At 36.5% G+C, this 17,463-nt stretch carries 14 protein-coding genes and 1 pseudogene; 3 read left to right on the forward strand and 12 right to left on the reverse strand.

Annotated features, from left to right (window positions below; all coding sequences use genetic code 11):
• Positions 1-1,436: 1,436 nt before the first annotated feature.
• The 4 genes and pseudogenes from safA to nadB all read right to left on the reverse strand — a co-directional run.
• Positions 1,437-1,593, reverse strand: a pseudogene (gene safA, locus AC3WTA_RS09780) (SafA/ExsA family spore coat assembly protein); the annotation flags it as partial.
• A gap of 226 nt (positions 1,594-1,819) precedes the next feature.
• Positions 1,820-2,926 (reverse strand): quinolinate synthase NadA, encoded by a 1,107-nt coding sequence (gene nadA, locus AC3WTA_RS09785; RefSeq protein ID WP_000025322.1) that lies wholly within the window; start codon positions 2,924-2,926, stop codon positions 1,820-1,822.
• A 30-nt stretch (positions 2,927-2,956) separates the two neighbouring features.
• Positions 2,957-3,790: a carboxylating nicotinate-nucleotide diphosphorylase gene (gene nadC / locus AC3WTA_RS09790; protein WP_001055981.1), complete on the reverse strand. Its 834-nt coding sequence runs from the start codon at positions 3,788-3,790 to the stop codon at positions 2,957-2,959.
• Positions 3,791-3,809: 19 nt separating this feature from the next.
• A complete protein-coding gene (gene nadB / locus AC3WTA_RS09795; protein WP_001138554.1) occupies positions 3,810-5,339 on the reverse strand; it encodes an L-aspartate oxidase in 1,530 nt (509 codons plus the stop codon).
• Positions 5,340-5,491: 152 nt separating this feature from the next.
• Between nadB and AC3WTA_RS09800 the strand changes: the two genes are divergently transcribed.
• The 3 genes from AC3WTA_RS09800 (at position 5,492) to AC3WTA_RS09810 (ending at position 7,907) form a co-directional block, all read left to right on the forward strand.
• Positions 5,492-6,634 carry an IscS subfamily cysteine desulfurase gene (locus tag AC3WTA_RS09800; protein WP_000973752.1) on the forward strand — a complete coding sequence of 381 codons (1,143 nt, stop codon included), beginning with the start codon at positions 5,492-5,494 and terminating at the stop codon, positions 6,632-6,634.
• Positions 6,634-7,176, forward strand: a complete 543-nt coding sequence (locus AC3WTA_RS09805) for a transcription repressor NadR (RefSeq protein WP_000812241.1) — start codon at positions 6,634-6,636, stop codon at positions 7,174-7,176. Before AC3WTA_RS09800 ends, AC3WTA_RS09805 begins: the two co-directional genes overlap by 1 nt.
• A gap of 83 nt (positions 7,177-7,259) precedes the next feature.
• Positions 7,260-7,907: an MOSC domain-containing protein gene (locus tag AC3WTA_RS09810; protein ID WP_000510680.1), complete on the forward strand. Its 648-nt coding sequence runs from the start codon at positions 7,260-7,262 to the stop codon at positions 7,905-7,907.
• A 112-nt stretch (positions 7,908-8,019) separates the two neighbouring features.
• On the opposite strand, the gene pheA is transcribed toward AC3WTA_RS09810, so the two are convergent.
• The 8 genes from pheA to AC3WTA_RS09850 form a co-directional block, all read right to left on the reverse strand.
• On the reverse strand, positions 8,020-8,871 hold the full coding sequence (gene pheA, locus AC3WTA_RS09815; RefSeq protein WP_000621716.1) for a prephenate dehydratase: 852 nt from the start codon (positions 8,869-8,871) through the stop codon (positions 8,020-8,022).
• Positions 8,872-8,967: 96 nt separating this feature from the next.
• Positions 8,968-10,881, reverse strand: coding sequence for an ABC transporter permease (locus AC3WTA_RS09820; protein ID WP_001026329.1), 1,914 nt, complete (start codon positions 10,879-10,881; stop codon positions 8,968-8,970).
• A 49-nt stretch (positions 10,882-10,930) separates the two neighbouring features.
• The gene (locus tag AC3WTA_RS09825; RefSeq protein ID WP_001011405.1) at positions 10,931-12,853 is read right to left on the reverse strand and encodes an ABC transporter permease; all 1,923 of its coding nucleotides are present in this window, start codon (positions 12,851-12,853) and stop codon (positions 10,931-10,933) included.
• Positions 12,828-13,604: an ABC transporter ATP-binding protein gene (locus AC3WTA_RS09830; RefSeq protein WP_000114530.1), complete on the reverse strand. Its 777-nt coding sequence runs from the start codon at positions 13,602-13,604 to the stop codon at positions 12,828-12,830. The genes AC3WTA_RS09825 and AC3WTA_RS09830 overlap by 26 nt, the downstream gene beginning before the upstream one ends.
• 93 nt (positions 13,605-13,697) lie before the next feature.
• Entirely contained in the window at positions 13,698-14,780 is a 1,083-nt protein-coding gene (locus AC3WTA_RS09835; RefSeq protein ID WP_000865390.1) for a HAMP domain-containing histidine kinase, read from the reverse strand.
• A complete protein-coding gene (locus tag AC3WTA_RS09840) occupies positions 14,770-15,477 on the reverse strand; it encodes a response regulator transcription factor (protein WP_000276709.1) in 708 nt (235 codons plus the stop codon). The genes AC3WTA_RS09835 and AC3WTA_RS09840 overlap by 11 nt, the downstream gene beginning before the upstream one ends.
• A 137-nt stretch (positions 15,478-15,614) precedes the next feature.
• Positions 15,615-16,898, reverse strand: coding sequence for a GTPase ObgE (gene obgE, locus AC3WTA_RS09845; protein ID WP_000497116.1), 1,284 nt, complete (start codon positions 16,896-16,898; stop codon positions 15,615-15,617).
• Positions 16,898-17,446 carry a sporulation initiation phosphotransferase B gene (locus AC3WTA_RS09850; RefSeq protein WP_001003578.1) on the reverse strand — a complete coding sequence of 183 codons (549 nt, stop codon included), beginning with the start codon at positions 17,444-17,446 and terminating at the stop codon, positions 16,898-16,900. The genes obgE and AC3WTA_RS09850 overlap by 1 nt, the downstream gene beginning before the upstream one ends.
• Positions 17,447-17,463 lie beyond the last annotated feature (17 nt).

Genomic DNA, 17,463 nt, shown 5'->3' on the forward strand with positions numbered 1-17,463 from the left:
TTGATTATTATCCATTATCGGCATCATATTCGGCATTTGATTGTTATCCATGATTGGCATCATATTTGGCATTTGATTGTTATCCATTATCGGCATCATATTTGGCATTTGATTATTATCCATTATCGGCATCATATTCGGCATTTGATTGTTATCCATGATTGGCATCATATTTGGCATTTGATTATTATCCACGATTGGCATCATGTTTGGCATTTGGTTGTTATCCATTATCGGCATCATATTTGGCATTTGGTTGTTATCCATTATCGGCATCATATTTGGCATTTGGTTGTTATCCATGATTGGCATCGTATTTGGTGGTTGATTATTATCCAACATTGGCATGATGTTTGGTATTGGGTTATTATCCATGATTGGCATCATATTTGGTGGTTGATTATTATCCAACATTGGCATCATATTTGGTGGTTGATTATTATCCAACATTGGCATCATATTTGGTGGCTGATTGTTATCCAACATTGGCATGATGTTTGGTACTTGAATATTTGGCGGTATTACTTGCGGAATGACTACATTCTCTTTCGATACATTTGGTGACACTATATTTCCTACATTTTCTTTCTTTACTTGTGGTGATACTATGTTTCCTACATTTTCTTTCTTTACTTGTGGTGATACTATGTTTCCTACATTTTCTTTCTTCACTTGTGGTGATACTATGTTTCCTATATTTTCTTTCTTTACTTGCGGTGATATTATATTTCCTACATTCTCTTTCTTTACTTGCGGTGATATTATATTTCCTATATTCTCTTTCTTCACTTGCGATGATACTATATTTCCTACGTTCTCTTTCTTCACTTGTGGTGACACTATGTTATCTTTTTTCGTTTGCGGAGAAATGATGTTATTAGGTTTCATTTTAGTAATTTGAGGAGCAATTAACTCGCTTCCTTTTTTAATTACATCTGAAATTTTATATTCTTTTTTTGCTTTTATTGGTGGTTGCGGCGGCTGTGGTAATACATTTATCGAAAACTTCGTGTTTTCTTTTTCTGCTGGTTTTTGTTTTTCTATAACAGGTGGTTTTTGAATAACAGACGGTTTTTCAACTGGTTTTTCTATTTGAATTGGCTTTTCTTTTTGCACCTCTTTTTGTGGCTTTACCTGTACTTCTTTTTGCGGTTTCACTTGCATTTCCTTCTGTGGTTTTACCTGTACTTCTTTTTGTGGTTTTACTTGCATTTCCTTCTGTGGTTTTACCTGTACTTCTTTTTGTGGTTTTACTTGCACTTCTTTTTGTGTTTGTTGCATTGCAGGTTGCTGTGTAATTGGCGCTGATTGATACGTAACTTCTTCCTCATCCTCTATTCCAAGCGGAGTTGGCGTTGCTGCAAATTCTTTTTGTTGTACTTCTTTTACGTATTGTTTTGGAGGTGATGAACCTGCTCCAGCATGTTGTTTCACGTGAACGCTGTTTGATGGTACTTTAATTTTCATACCTGGCATGATTAAATCTGGATTACTAAGTTGTGTATTTGTATTTTTCAACGTATCAAAATCCACTCCGTACTTTTTCGCAATTTTCCAAAGGGTATCCCCTTTTTGCACGATATGAATTTTCAAATTTTCCCCCTCCTGTATAACTTATCTATAAGTAACAAATCTCATGAAGTAACCCTTTCTAAATAACGTTAACTTCTTTTCACTTGTATCACTTCTTCGATTTTCAATATCATTAGAAGTGGAATAAGCATAAGAAAATCGCAATGATTTCTTCAAAACAATGTATGCCCATTTCGTTCTCGTTATGATTATATGCATGAAAAAAAGCAACAGAAATACCGTTGCTTTACACACGCTCTAACATACGATTTAATGCAAGAACCGCTTCTTCAGTCACTTGTTTATCTACGCTAATAACGTTAATTTCTTCTCCTCTTTCTACCGTTTCAAGCACCCATAATAAGTGCGGCAGATCAATTCGGTTCATCGTTAAACACGGACACATAAATGGATTAAGTGAAACAATCTCTTTATCTGGATGTTGCTGAATAATTCGGTTCACTAAATTCATCTCTGTACCAATTGCCCATTTACTTCCAGGTGGCGCTGCTTCAATCATATCAATAATATATTTCGTTGATCCTGCGTAATCCGAAGCATCAACGACCTCATAACAACATTCTGGATGTACAATAATATTCATATCCGGATGATTTTTCCGTATATTCTCAATGTTTTTCACTGTAAAGTTTTGATGAACCGAACAATGCCCTTTCCATAAAATCACTTGAATTCCTTCTATATCTCCATCGTACTCTAATGAATCTGTATGTGGGTCCCATACTGCCATTTTATCTAATGGGATACCTAAATCGTATGCTGTATTTCTTCCTAAATGTTGATCCGGTAAAAAGACAAGACGCTCTTTTTGTGTAAACGCCCAAGACACCATTTGTTTTGCATTAGAAGAAGTTACTGTTGCTCCGCCATTACGACCACAAAACGCTTTAATTGCAGCTGTAGAGTTAACATATGTTAACGGAATCATCGTATCTCCAAATAATTTTGCGAGCTCTTTCCATGCCCTTTCTGTTTGTTCAATATCTGCCATATCTGCCATCGAACAACCTGCACGCATATCTGGCAAAATAATGATTTGATCATCTGTCGTTAACATATCTGCTGTTTCTGCCATAAAGTGTACACCGCAAAATACAATATATTTCGCTTCTTTATTGCTCGCTGCAACTTGTGCAAGCTGAAGTGAATCTCCTGCTGCATCAGAAAATTGTACCACTTCATCTTTTTGGTAATGATGTCCTGGAATAAATAGTGTTTTCCCCATTTTTTCTTTAATTTCACGAACACGCTTTTCCATTTCTTCTGTTGTCATCGTGTAATAACGCTCTGGTAACATCGTTTCAATCGGTTGCACTTTTTCTAAAATACTCATATTCCTTTCTCCCCCTCTAAGCCACTTTCCTTACGCCTCAATATTGAAACTAATATCAAGTGCTTTCACTGAATGTGTTAACGCTCCAAGTGAAATATAATCGACCCCTGTTTTTCCATATTTCGATAAATCTTCAATTGTAATGCCTCCTGATGCTTCCGTAACGATGGCACTTGGTACAATCTTTGAAAACTCCCGGATCTCATCTGGCGTACGGTTATCAAACATAATAATATCTGCACCAGCAGCTACAGCCTCTCTCACTTGCTCCTCCGTTTCTGTTTCCACTTCTACTTTCACCATATGTCCTAATTTTTCTTTCACCGATGTAACAGCTTTCGTAATAGAACCAGCAAAAGCAATATGATTGTCTTTAATCATGACACCGTCATATAAACCGAAACGGTGATTAAATCCGCCTCCGCACACAACTGCATACTTATCAAACATGCGTAGCCCTGGCATCGTTTTTCGCGTATCGCAAATACGTGTATGGCCGCTATCTAAAGCAAGAACAGCTTTATGTGTCATCGTAGCTATCCCGCTCATACGCTGGATAACGTTTAATATAACGCGCTCTGCCGTCAATAACGAAGCAATTGGTCCTTGCGCAGTTGCTATTATTTCGCCTTTTTCTACAAGATCTCCATCTTTTTTATGAAGCTCCACTTCAATTCTTTCATCAATTAATTTAAATCCTTCTTCAATTACTAAACGCCCCGCAAAGACACCTGTATCCTTCGCAAGAAACGTTCCTTTTGAAAGTAAATTGTCTGGAAAAATAAGCTGAGATGTTACATCTCTTTCTCCTATATCTTCTAGAAAAAATCGATTTAATGCTTCTTTCACTTTTATCATGTTCATAGAGCCCTTCTTCCCTTCATCACACAAGTTGTAGTTTTCTTCTCACTCGAACGATCTCTTTTTTTACGCTATTTCTATCTGGATAGTCATTTCGATAATGGCCACCAATACTTTCTTCTCTTTGCAAAGCCGACACGACTATAAGCTCACAGGCTGTTAACATATTAATAAGTGTTATCTCTTCATTTGTAAGAGCATCATGTTGTAATATCATATTTCGAACACCGTACTTTCTAAGCCATCTCTTTGCATAAGATAAACTTTGCTCTGTTCGCACAATCCCAACATATTTCATCATGCATTCTTGTATTTCTTCTTTCGCCGGCAAATGATTCAGAACGATAAACTTCTTTTCCTTCTCAGCCACGTTGTTCCAGCTTTCTTTTGTCGCTTTGGTTAAAATATGTTGTCCTATTCTTTTTCCAAACACAAGACCTTCTAATAATGAATTACTTGCTAATCTATTTGCTCCATGAACACCATTACAAGCTACTTCACCGACCGCATATAAATTTGGAATGGACGTCTCTCCATCACAGTTCGTTTTCACGCCGCCCATATGAAAATGAGCACCGGGTACGACTGGAATGCGTTTTTCATTTATATCGACACCATTCTTTTTACACAATGATGATACAGTCGGAAAACGTTCTTCGAAATTTTGGATAGACTCGATATTTACATACACTTGTTCACCCGCCAAAAGCTGCTCATGAATCGCTCTTGCTACTACATCACGTGGTGCGAGATCGTGATCAGGGTGTATATTCATCATAAAACGCTGCCCTTTTCCATTCATAAGGATAGCTCCTTCACCACGGACAGCTTCAGAGACGAGGCCGCAGCATCGCCCGTTCGCGTATAACATTGTTGGATGAAACTGTACAAACTCTAAATCTACGAGCTCCCCGCCTGCGCGGTACACCATCGCAAGTCCATCACCCGTAATGGTCTTATCGTTAGAAGTAAAGACGTATAAACCGCCAATCCCGCCTGTTGCTAACACCGTATAATCTGCAACGTAACGCTTCAACTTCCCTTCACTAGTTCTTGTTAAAACTCCAACACATTTATCATTTTCTATAATAAAATCGAGCACCATTTCCTGTTCCACTACCGTAACGTGCGGAGCTACTTCTTGAATAAAATGCTCTAATAAATTCTTTCCTGTTGCATCGCCACCTGCATGTAAAATACGACGCTTTCGATGTGCGCCTTCTTTTCCAAGATGAGGACCCGTTTCATCTCCATCAAATTTCATTCCATTTTCAATGAGATTATTCATTTCTTTCGGCCCTTCCTCGACTAAATAACGGACCACATCTTCATTGTTATAATGACATCCTGCTACTAACGTATCTTCAAAATGATCATTTGGATTGTCATATGTTGCAACCGCCGCGGCAATTCCACCTTGCGCTAAATATGTATTATTATTACGATTTGTTTCCTTTGTGATAATAATCACATTCTTTTCGTGACAAATCTCTTTCGCAACACGAAGTGCCGCAACGCCACTTCCAATAATTAAGACATCTGCACTTGGCATAATTGTTGCCTCCTACTTTACACTTTTCAACTGTCTTGACACCTATATTTACATAGTTTTAAAATAATGACAAGAGTTTTTTTATAATTCTTATTTTCACTACCATTAAAAAAATATAAGAAATGTAACTCTTACTAAGGAGAGGAACTTACATGATGATATATCTTGACTATGCAGCTACTACACCTATGAGTGAAGAAGCATTACACACATATATGAAAGCAGCATCGCAATACTTTGGAAATGAACAAAGTTTACATGATATTGGAGGAACAGCCTCTTCTTTATTACAAGTTTGCCGAAAAACATTTGCTGACATGATTGGTGGAAAGGAACAAGGGGTATTCTTCACAAGCGGCGGCTCGGAATCCAACTACCTTGCGATTCAATCCCTTCTCAATGCTCGAAATAAGAAGCACATTATTACGACACCTATGGAACATGCATCCATTCGAAGTTATTTTCAATCCTTACAATCAGAAGGGTATACAATTACTGAAATTCCTGTTGATGAAGGCGGGCTAATTCATTTAGATGATTTAGAAACAGCCATTACAAAAAATACTGTTCTAGCAAGCATACAGCACGGAAACTCTGAAATCGGAACCGTTCAAAACATCACAGAGATCGGGGCACTTTTAAAAAAATATAACGTTTTATTTCATTCAGATTGTGTACAAACATTTGGTAAACTTCCTATCAATGTTTTTGAGATGGGAATTGATAGTCTCTCTGTTTCAGCACATAAAATATACGGACCAAAGGGTGTTGGCGCTTGCTATATAAATCCCCAAGTTCGCTGGGCACAAATCTTTCCGGGAACTTCTCACGAAAAAGGGTTTCGCCCAGGTACAGTGAACGTTCCTGGCATCGCATCTTTTTTAACAGCTGCTGAGAATATATTAAAAAATCAACAAGAAGAGAGCTTACGTTTTAAAGAGTTACGCTCCTACTTTTTAAGACATTTACAAGCGCTTCCTCTAGAAATTCAAGTAGAAGGTCATTCTACTTCTTGTTTACCACATATTATTGGGGTTACAATAAAAGGAATAGAAGGTCAATATACAATGCTAGAATGTAATCGCCATGGTATTGCCATTTCCACCGGAAGTGCTTGCCAAGTCGGTAAACAAGAACCTTCGAAAACAATGCTTGCAATTGGAAAAACGTATGAAGAGGCAAAACAATATGTTCGCTTCTCTTTCGGACAACAAACAACGAAAGATCAAATTGATACTACTATTCATGCACTACACACAATTGGAAATCAATTTTATAGAGGTGTTAAATCATAATGAAACAAAATGACCAAAAAAAGATTTTAGGTGAAGAAAGACGACAGCTCATCCTTCAATGGCTTCTCGCTGCAAATGAACCGTTATCTGGGAATGAACTATCGAAAAAGACAAATGTAAGTAGACAAGTTATCGTGCAAGATATTTCCTTGCTTAAAGCACGAAACGAACCGATTATTGCAACTGCTCAAGGATATTTATATTTAAAACCACAAGAGAAACAACAAGCTTTCGAACGCGTAATTGTATGCCAACATAAACCAGCAGAAGTACGTCAAGAACTTACAATGCTTGTTGATCACGGCGTTACGATTAAAGATGTAAAAGTTGAGCATCCTGTATACGGTGACTTAACAGCATCCATCATGGTAAGTAATCGATTTGATGTAGAGCAATATTTACAAAAAATCGAAAGCACGAATGCTTCCTATCTTTCGCAGCTAACAGATGGTATTCACTTACATACAATTGAGGCAGATTCAAAAGAAAAGTTAGATGCTGCTTGCGAGGCTCTAGATAAAGCAGGATTTCTCGTTTATTAATTCATGTAAAGCACAGAGTTTTTATCATTCTCTGTGCTTTTTTAGTGATATAATATTGTAATCAATTGTAAAGGGGATCAAACATGGGAATTGAACTCGTTCACTTTAGCATTGGCAAACCGAAACAAATGAAATATAGCGAAGATAAAGAAATGATTACTGGTATATGTAAAGAATTTACAGAAGAAGCTTTTCTCTCAAAAGATGGATTTTGTGGTGATGATGTAGCGGATTTAAAACACCACGGGGGACCTGATCGCGCAGTTTGTGTGTACCCACACGAACATTACGCACTATGGGAAGAAGAATTTCAAACTACGCTTCCAGCTTCCACATTTGGCGAAAACATTACCGTAACAAATATGTTAGAGCGTGATGTTTACATCGGAGATACATATCAACTAGGTGAAGCAATCATTCAAGTGACACAAGCGAGAGTACCTTGTAGCACAATTTCAAAGCGCCTTGGTATTCCTGGCATACTGCCGCGCATTGTAGCAACTGGATTTACTGGTTACCTATGCCGCGTTCTTCAAGAAGGTACTGTACGTAAAGATTCTAAAATTACATTACTAGAACGTCAACCGAGCAATGTTTCTGTCTTGTTCTCTAACGAAATTTATTTTCATAATAGAAAAGATAAAGATGGCATCGAAAAGATTCTTGCTGTTCCAGAACTAGCCGATATTTGGCGTGGTCAGTTAGAGGATCGTCTTGCGAAGTTAAAATAAATAGAATCCCACCATTTATAGGTGGGATTCTATTTATATATCACAAAATGTATTATCCGATGAAATTATATTAGCGATTAGAAGGGAAATATCGACAGTTCATCCACTTCTCTCACAACCAATAAGAAGAATAACTCCCCAGCACAGTAACAGAAAAGCCGAGTGCTTCAAGTTCCATCGTTACGCCTGGCAATAATACATCATCGTATGCTTTATCGACATCGATTAAGAAAAAGTAATTTCCAAGACCTGTTTTCATCGGGCGGGATTCGATTTTTGATAGATTTAATTTTCTCCATGCGAAAGCTGATAACACTTGATATAGTGCTCCTGCGTAATCAGCAGGTAACGTTATCATAAGCGTCGTTTTCTCTCCGCGGTTTTCTCCGTTATTTGGGAGTATTGCTTTCTTTTTTTTATGGAGCACGAGGAAGCGTGTATGATTATTTTTATGCGTATGAATGCTACGTCTTACGATCGTTAATCCATATTTTTCTGCGGCTGCTTCATTTGCAATAGCAGCGATTTTTTCTTCAGGATGTTCTTTCACATATTGCGCAGCAGCACTTGTTGATGTCATATCTCGAACAGTTACTCCTTTTAATTCTTCATTTAAAAACTTGTGGCACTGTGCAATGGCATGCGGATGAGAATGCACCGCATATACTTCATCCCACACTCCTGCATACTGCGGATGTACAAGTAAATGCTGCTGAATTGGTACTGTAATTTCTCCTACAATGGAGAGCGGCTGCTCATGTACAAGATAATCAACCGTTATATTCACTGAACCTTCTATGGCATTTTCTAACGGTACAACTGCGAAGTCTACATTTCCATTTGCAGCTGCATCAATACAGTCTGGAATCGTGCGATACGGTACATGCTCTGCTTCCGGAAAAAAACGACTCACCGCCATATTTGTAAATGTTGCTTCCGGTCCTAAATATCCTACTCGAATCATCGTCTTTTCCCCTCTTTTTCGTTTTCTTACTGTTATACCATACTTTTTTATATTCTTCTATGTAAATTTCGAATATTTAAAAAAGACTAGCGTTTGCTAGTCTAAATGTTTCCTATATTCTCTTTGAGCGAAAAAGAAATAAACGATGCATGCAGCGATATAACACAGAATAAACAAGCCTACTTTTCGTAATGAACCATCCATAAAGATCGTATTATGAAACGTATATAGCGCAACTGCACTATGCATACTTCCTACTATAATTGGCGCAAAAAATAGCATACACAATTGCCAACGGGAAACTTTCCACACTTCTTCTTTCGTCATTCCAAGCTTAGAAAGTGCACCGTACCCTTTACGATCCGATGCAATATTATGAAACCATTTAAAATATACGATGCTACATGATGTAAGGAAAAATAATATACTAATGAATGAGCCCATAAATAGAGTAATATCACCGAACGATTTCATATTCACATATAGCTCCATATTACTTCGAAATGCATTATCTTTATCTTGTTTCATATGTTTCCGTAAATCTTCATTTAATTTTTTCGTATTTTCGATATTTGGTAATGTATAGCTTCTATATATCATTTTCTCAGAATCAGAAACCTGATTTGCTATACTGTCAAAGTCTTCATCATTCGTGACGAAGAACAGACCATTAATGTACGAAGGGTGATAGTTAAATTGTACCCCTTCCTTTTGACCGTTAAATACGAATGAATATGTTTGATTCATTACTTGTAATTGAATCTCTTTTTGATCATATATATACGGATGATTGTATTTACTATAATAAACGAGTGTAACTGTCCCTTTTTTAGGATGATACGTTTTCTGTTTTTGTTTTCTTGCCTCTTGATTGTATTCACTTTCTTTAATGAGCGGCGCTACTTCTGTTTCTCCCTTATTGGACTGAAAGGATGCATACACTCCAACAAAACTCATAGTTTGAAAATCATTATACCCATATTGATGCAATAATTGTTCAACCGCACCTTCCGCAAAGACTTCATGAGAAGAAGTACCTTTTTCTATGTAAGAAAATGAGTGTACTCCCCCGCCCCGCCACATATCTTGCATACCAGAAAAATATAAAAATACCGTACCTGTTGCCGTAACTACAAACGTCGTTGCCATTGACATTAGAAAGAAAAAACGACCATTTTCCTTCATTCGATGTGACAATTGATTCACTATAAATAAATACGGGTATGTATACATAATCTTTTTATTTCGTTTTATCATTTCTAATATTTGAGCAGTGCCGTGTGTAAAAGAAAAATACGTTCCGAAAAAGACAAGTATAGACACAGGGAAAAAATAGAATGCTATCGTTGTCACCGTCGCTTGTAACGCTAACGCATATCCTATCCCTAAACAAATAAAGCCGAATATACAAAGCCACATTGATGTTTTCTTCTCTTTTTTATCTGCTCGAAATTCTTTCAATAACCGAATGATTTTTATATTCCATATTCGTAAAGCACTTATAAAAGATAAAACAACAAATACGAACATATACGTAATAAACGTTCCCCCAATTGCTCTCACATCAAATATGACAGGGAGTTCTTTCGGAAGCCCCAGTAACATACTAAACACCATGAAAAAGAGCTTTAAAAAGATTATACCAAGCCCAATACCGAAAATATTAGCAAATACCCCGATCAATATTTGCTCGGTCATAATTACTCCTATTACGTTAGATTTCGTTGCCCCCATTAACATATATAATCCTAATTCTTTCTTACGTGCCTCTATGAAAATAGAAGTAGCGTACAAAATAAATATGACGAAAAAAGAAATAATTATAACATTACATATGATAAGTCCCCAGCGTACGTTTTGATACCACATCGTCTCTTGCATATACGGATGTACAATGACAGACATGTATGCAAAAGACGCAAATATTGCAAAACAACTACTTAAGAAAAACACTTTATAATTACGCCAATTTCCTTTTATATTTTGCAGCGCTAGTTGCCGAATGTTCATCTATCGTCCCCCTATAACTTACTACATAGGCAAAAAGCTAGAGGTTTCTCTAGCTTTGCACGTGTTTCAAATATCCCCTTTGCGCGATCATAAAGTAAATCGCAGAAGCTACAATGTATGCTCCAATTACAATCGCTCCTGATTTCCATAAATCAATATAGAGCATTTTCCCTAACGTATGAAGAGCAAATCCACTATGAATTGCACCGATTAAAATTGGGATAAAGAAGATAACGCCCATTTGTCGAATTGCAATTTTACGAATTTCTTTATCTGTCATACCGATTCTCTTTAACGATTTAAATTGAATACGATCTTGTTCTTTATCGTTAAACCATTTAAAGTATGTCATACTACAAGCGAAGAAGAAGAACAGTACAGCTACAAAGAAACCGATAAACATCGTAATTGCTCCTGATTCCCTTATATCTTTATAAGCGAGCACCGAGTTATTTAATTCCTCTTGCTTATCCGATGCAACTTCCTTTTTCAAATCTAACACAAGGTCTTCCGTACTTTTCCAGTCTTCTATATAATAACCGTAATATTTCGTCTTTTCTTCATCTGGTACGAGCTTTGCGTATTTCTCAAAATCTTGATCATTCACAATGAGATATTCACTATCATTAAAAACAGAAAATGGAGTTGGCTCATTTAATTGAACAGACTGCGTTTGTCCGTTAATTTTAATTTCATACGGTTTCGTACGATCTATCTTCATCATATCGTTTGCCATATCCATTATGACCATCGTTGCACTACCTGGTGCATTATGAACTTCTCTAACTTGCTCTCTCTTTTGTTTACGTACTTCAGCATTATATTCTTTTTCTGAAACAATCGCCATCGGTACTTCATGTTCACTGTTAAACATCGTGATTTTTTGAGTTCCAGGAAGTTTTACGTACATTACTTCTCGCGCTTCTTCAAATCCGTGTTTTTTTATTAATTCTTTTGCCTTTCCTTCTTTGATGACATTATGCGTATTTATTCCCTTTTCCTCATACGAAATAGCATGCGGGGTACTAGTTACTGCCTTATAACTCATATCCTCAAAAAATACGTACAGTGTACCAACTGCTGAAGATACAACGGCCGTAATGATAGAAATTACAAATAGAAAACGAGCATTATCTTTCATTTTATAAATAAGATTGCTAAGTACGAACATATTTGGATATGTATAAAAAGATCTTTTTCTTTTTTGCAATGCTTTTAATACGACTGTACTACCTTGTGTAAACAGTAAATAAGTTCCGCCTATCGTCAGCCCTACAATCGGTAAAAACAGAATGATAAAATTCATAAATGTCACTTGGAAGCTCAGTACATATGCAACAATAATACATCCTATACCAACTACACATAACGATGTAAATGCAAAAGGTTCTACTTTTTGTTTTCTTGCTTCTCTTAATAAATCAATAATTTGCAAGCGCCCTACTGTCCAAACACTAAACAATGATAGGATTAAAAATAGAATAAAGTATATACCTGCTGTAATAAGAATTGCTTTACTATTCCATACGAGTGGAAGTGTTTTATCTATTTTCAATATTACGCTTAATGCTTGGAAAAATAATTTTGAACAAAGCATGCCAAGCCCAATACCTACTACAATTGCAATGCTACCTAACATAAGCTGTTCTAATATAATCATTCGGCCAAGTTGAGATTTTGTTCCGCCTATTAATGTTAATAGACCAAACTCTTTTTTTCTTGCTCGTAAAAATGTTGAATTTGCATATAAAATAAAGAGTGCTGAGAAGATGACTACAATATAATTCATCGATTCTAGCCCTTTTGAGATCATCCCTCTCATACTAATATTACCACTTACGACATCTGGATGATAAATAAAGGAAGCATACATGAAAAATACGACAATCGATAAACAGCTACTAATAAGGAAAGCTTTATAATTACGCCAATTTCCTTTTACGTTATTAAGCGCGAGCTGGCGAAAGTTCATGATATTCCCCTCCTAGCATCGCAAGTACGTCCAGAATTTCTTGGAAAAAGGCTTGTTTCGTTCTTCCTTTATGTATTTCTGAAAAAATTTCTCCGTCGCGAATGAAAAGAATACGTTCGCAATAACTCGCCGCTACTGGATCATGCGTTACCATTGCAATTGTCACTTTCTTTTGTTCATGTAAATCTTGCAACGCGCTCATTAATGATTTTGCTGACTTTGAATCTAAGTTTCCAGTTGGCTCATCCGCTAAAATTAACGTCGGTTCATGAATGATCGCTCTCGCAGCTGCTGCACGTTGTTGCTGTCCGCCTGATACTTCATATACTTTTTTATTTAATATTTCTTCGATATTTAAGAACTTTGCAATCTCAAGCACTTTTGCATCGATTTCATTTACAGATTTCTTCGCCATTACAAGTGGTAAAATGATATTTTCTTTAATCGATAACGTATCAAGTAAGTTAAAATCTTGGAAAATGAACCCTAAATGTGTACGGCGAAACTCTGCTAATTTTGCAGCACGCATTTGATTAATTTCTTCGCCATTTACAAGCACATGACCTGAAGTTTGCTTATCAATTGTTGCTAATAAATTTAAAAGCGTTGTTTTCCCGCTTCCTGAAGGACCCATAATCCCTACAAATTCGCCTTCTTCTATTTTAAAATTTATATCATTTAAAGCAGTCGTCGCTACTGAACCTTTTGATTGGTACACCTTTGTTAATCCTTTTACTTCAAGAACACTCATTTCTAATCCCCCTATGTGTTTTCTTCTTACATTTACTATAAGAAAAATAAGAAAAAGAAACGAGTGATTTCCCTTACAAAACGTTTTGTTATCTTACAGTTTTGTCATTTTTCTCATTAATGTATGATATTCTTCATCTTTTGCAAATTGGAACGTGAATGTTGTCCCTTCCCCTTCAGCCGATTGCACATACATTCCATGATGTAAATTATCGCAAATTTCCTTCGTAATATATAAACCCATTCCAGTCGCTTCTCTCGTTTTACGGCCATTTATTCCCGTAAAGAATGGATCAAATATACGCTTTACATCTTGCTTTGGAATACCAATTCCATTGTCCTTAATATGTAGTAACACCTTTTGATCTTTCTCTTCAATTTGAAATTGAATTTCCTTTTTCTCTGCTTCTGAAATTTTCGTATACTTAATTGCATTTACAACAATTTGCCCTATAGCAATACTTAGCCATTTTCTATCAGATGCAACCATACAAGTATCTTCATCAAACATTACTTTCGGAAATACCGACGATTGAATGAAAGATTTTCGATTTTCATTAATAATCCCCCTGATGATATCTATCACATTTACTACTTCTACTTTATAATCTTTCGCAAATTGCTCTAACCTTGCCATATGTAACGCTAAATCTAAACCATTTAGTATACGATTATTTTCTTCGCGAATACTTTCAACTGTTGCTCTTGCTTCACGATGCTCTTTACCAAACTTTTGTAATAGCAATTCTATAACCGATACTGGTGTTTTCATTTGATGAATCCATTGGTTCATAAATATCATTTGCTGTTGTTCTTTCGCATGTTGTTTATGAACTTCATTCATATATTGCTGTCTTAATAGCGTAAACGATTCAACAACCATCTCTTGCTCTGACGTATAAGAAGTATCAATAAGTAAAGAGTCGTGTAATGTATTTCCGCTAGCAACATATTTTTCGATTCTTTTTAAAAATACACTTCGTTTTCGATAATCGTAAATGAGGTATACAATAAATACAACTGTCCCTAATAAAAGCCCATATAACCACGTACTCCAATCAATGGATCTTTTTTCTAAAAAACTTTGCAACTGCAAAACGAGCCCAAATAAACAAAGGCTACTAATATAAGAAAGAAGTAAAGAAAAACGGTCCATGAAGTAATTTTTAACCTTCATGCCCTTCGCCCCACTCTGTAAGAAGCGCATAACCATATCCGCGTTTCGTTACAATTGCATTTTGAATGCCTAGCTCCTCTAGTTTCTTCCTTACGCGTTTTACATTTACGGTTAATGTATTATCATCAACAAAAGCTATCTCATCCCACAGGGCTTCTAACAGTTCTTCACGCGTTACATATTGATTTGCTTGTTTCATTAAACATTCTAATAAGTAAAATTCATTTTTTGTCAGCTCCGTTTGTTGCCCCTGCCACTCAACAATGTGCTGGGACGGAAATAACAACAGTCCATTTACACCTAAACAATCACTCTCAGCAACAGAGGCATACTCACCATAGCCACGACGAAGTGCACTTTTCACCTTAGCCATTACAATATCTAAATGGAATGGCTTCGTAATGTAATCATCTCCACCATTCTCGATCGCCATTACTTGATCCATTTCCCCTGTTCTTGCAGAAACAAAAATAATCGGCGCATTCGATACAGTACGAATTTGACGACACCAATAAAAACCATCAAAATATGGTAAATTAATATCCAGTAATACGAGATGAGGATTTATTTTTACGAACTCATCTTTTATATGACGTAAATCACTTGCTCTAAATGATTGATAGCCATACCTTTCTAAATGCTCCTCTAATATTCCCGCTATTTTTTCATCATCTTCTACAATTAATATTTTATACATGTTCGTTTTCTCCCCATAAAAAATTCTTCCAAAGCCACTCCTTGTTCTATTATAAATTGAAAATTAAATTAGTGGGTATATTTTCCTATACGAATCAGACATTTACAATAAAAAAAGACTGCCATATTTCGGCAGTCTTAATCGATAAATTCAAATTGATATTCAAGAATTTTTACAATATCTCCGTCTACTGCACCACGTGCACGAAGGGCTTCATCAATACCCATTCCACGCATTTGACGAGCAAATCGGCGTACAGATTCATCACGTGAGAAGTCTGTCATTTTGAATGTTTTCTCAATATCATAACCAGAAATAACAAATGTGCCATCACTTTCGCGTGTAATTTCAAAATTAGATTCAGATTCAAATTTGTACATTACACTTGCTTCAGATTCTTCTACATCATCGTACATTGGGAATTCTGGTGTTGTTTCTAATAAGTTCGCTACTTCAAATAATAAGTCACGAACACCTTGTTTCGTTATAGCTGAGATTGGGAAAATTTTCACTTCGTCTCCCAATTTTTCTTTAAATGCTTGTAAGTTTTCTTCTGCACCTGGCATATCCATTTTGTTTGCAACAACAACTTGTGGACGCTCAGTTAAACGCATATTGTATTCTTTTAGTTCACTATTGATTGTTACATAATCTTCATATGGCTCACGGCCTTCTAAACCAGACATATCGATAACGTGCACGATTACACGTGTACGCTCAATATGACGTAAGAATTGGTGTCCAAGTCCGACGCCGGCATGTGCGCCTTCAATTAGTCCAGGAAGGTCAGCCATAACGAAGCTGCGGTTATCACCAGTTTCAACAACACCAAGATTTGGAACGATTGTTGTAAAGTGATACTCTGCAATTTTCGGACGCGCTGATGATACAACAGATAATAATGTAGATTTACCTACACTTGGGAATCCAACAAGTCCAACATCTGCTAGCACTTTAAGTTCTAACGTGACATCACGTTCTTGACCTGGTTCACCGTTCTCAGCGATTTCTGGCGCTGGGTTCGTCGGTGTTGCGAAACGTGAGTTACCACGACCACCGCGGCCACCCTTTGCGATTACAGCTGTTTGTTCATGCGTTACTAAATCGGCAAGAATTTCACCTGTTTTTTCATCTTTTACTATTGTTCCCGGTGGAACCTTTACGATTAAATCTTCAGATTTACGACCGTGCTGACCTTTACTCATTCCATGCTGACCACGATCAGCTTTGAAATGACGTTGGTAGCGGAAGTCCATTAATGTACGTAAGCCTTCCTCAACAACAAAAACAACATCTGCACCTTTACCACCGTCGCCACCTGCTGGGCCACCTTTAGGTACATACTTCTCACGACGATACGCAACCATTCCGTTACCACCGTCGCCGCCTTTTACATATATCTTGACCTGATCTACAAACATTATTTCACCACACTTTTTTCGATTGGTTGTAATATAACTGAGACTTCTTCGTCTCGTACTGTATAAGAAATGGAATACCATTTATTGTTTTGGTTCGCAAGCCAATTCTGTAGTTCTTCTACACTCGTTAGCTTACCACGAAAATCAAAAAAGAAACGAGCATTCTCCGCGTCACATTCAATTGTGATACAAACATAATTTTCAACATATACGTCTAAACTATGCTGAAGTATTGAGAAAAATTGATTCGTCCATATACATACAGTCTCATCTAAGTGAGATAAGTTATGTAATTTCCCTAATACTTCGTACTCCAATAAGCACGGCTGCTGTTTCCAATTATATGTTAAAATCCACTCTGAAAATAAAGGCATTGATAGCCCTATCAGATTGGATTCTTGTCTCGCTTCTTGGACAAAACGATCGATGAGACTATGAATCTCTTCCACTTTTCCAAGGGAAAGGTTTCCTTTCACCATCTGCATACGATTGAGCCAATCATGTCTTGAATGACGCAATGCATCTATAATTGTCCATTTTTCATTCATTTAGATACCCCTTAATA

This window comes from Bacillus sp. EB106-07-01-XG149 (genome assembly GCF_058791555.1).

Excerpts from the sequence above, each read along its gene's own strand:
- AC3WTA_RS09800 (WP_000973752.1), top strand. The coding sequence starts at position 5,492 with ATGATGATATATCTTGACTATGCAGCTACTACACCTATGAGTGAAGAA.
- AC3WTA_RS09820 (WP_001026329.1), bottom strand. The coding sequence starts at position 10,881 with ATGAACATTCGGCAACTAGCGCTGCAAAATATAAAAGGAAATTGGCGT.
- AC3WTA_RS09810 (WP_000510680.1), top strand. The coding sequence starts at position 7,260 with ATGGGAATTGAACTCGTTCACTTTAGCATTGGCAAACCGAAACAAATG.
- obgE (WP_000497116.1), bottom strand. The coding sequence starts at position 16,898 with ATGTTTGTAGATCAGGTCAAGATATATGTAAAAGGCGGCGACGGTGGT.
- nadA (WP_000025322.1), bottom strand. The coding sequence starts at position 2,926 with ATGAGTATTTTAGAAAAAGTGCAACCGATTGAAACGATGTTACCAGAG.
- nadB (WP_001138554.1), bottom strand. The coding sequence starts at position 5,339 with ATGCCAAGTGCAGATGTCTTAATTATTGGAAGTGGCGTTGCGGCACTT.
- AC3WTA_RS09825 (WP_001011405.1), bottom strand. The coding sequence starts at position 12,853 with ATGAACTTTCGCCAGCTCGCGCTTAATAACGTAAAAGGAAATTGGCGT.
- AC3WTA_RS09840 (WP_000276709.1), bottom strand. The coding sequence starts at position 15,477 with ATGTATAAAATATTAATTGTAGAAGATGATGAAAAAATAGCGGGAATA.
- AC3WTA_RS09850 (WP_001003578.1), bottom strand. The coding sequence starts at position 17,446 with ATGAATGAAAAATGGACAATTATAGATGCATTGCGTCATTCAAGACAT.
- AC3WTA_RS09835 (WP_000865390.1), bottom strand. The coding sequence starts at position 14,780 with ATGAAGGTTAAAAATTACTTCATGGACCGTTTTTCTTTACTTCTTTCT.
- nadC (WP_001055981.1), bottom strand. The coding sequence starts at position 3,790 with ATGAACATGATAAAAGTGAAAGAAGCATTAAATCGATTTTTTCTAGAA.
- AC3WTA_RS09830 (WP_000114530.1), bottom strand. The coding sequence starts at position 13,604 with ATGAGTGTTCTTGAAGTAAAAGGATTAACAAAGGTGTACCAATCAAAA.
- AC3WTA_RS09805 (WP_000812241.1), top strand. The coding sequence starts at position 6,634 with ATGAAACAAAATGACCAAAAAAAGATTTTAGGTGAAGAAAGACGACAG.
- pheA (WP_000621716.1), bottom strand. The coding sequence starts at position 8,871 with ATGATTCGAGTAGGATATTTAGGACCGGAAGCAACATTTACAAATATG.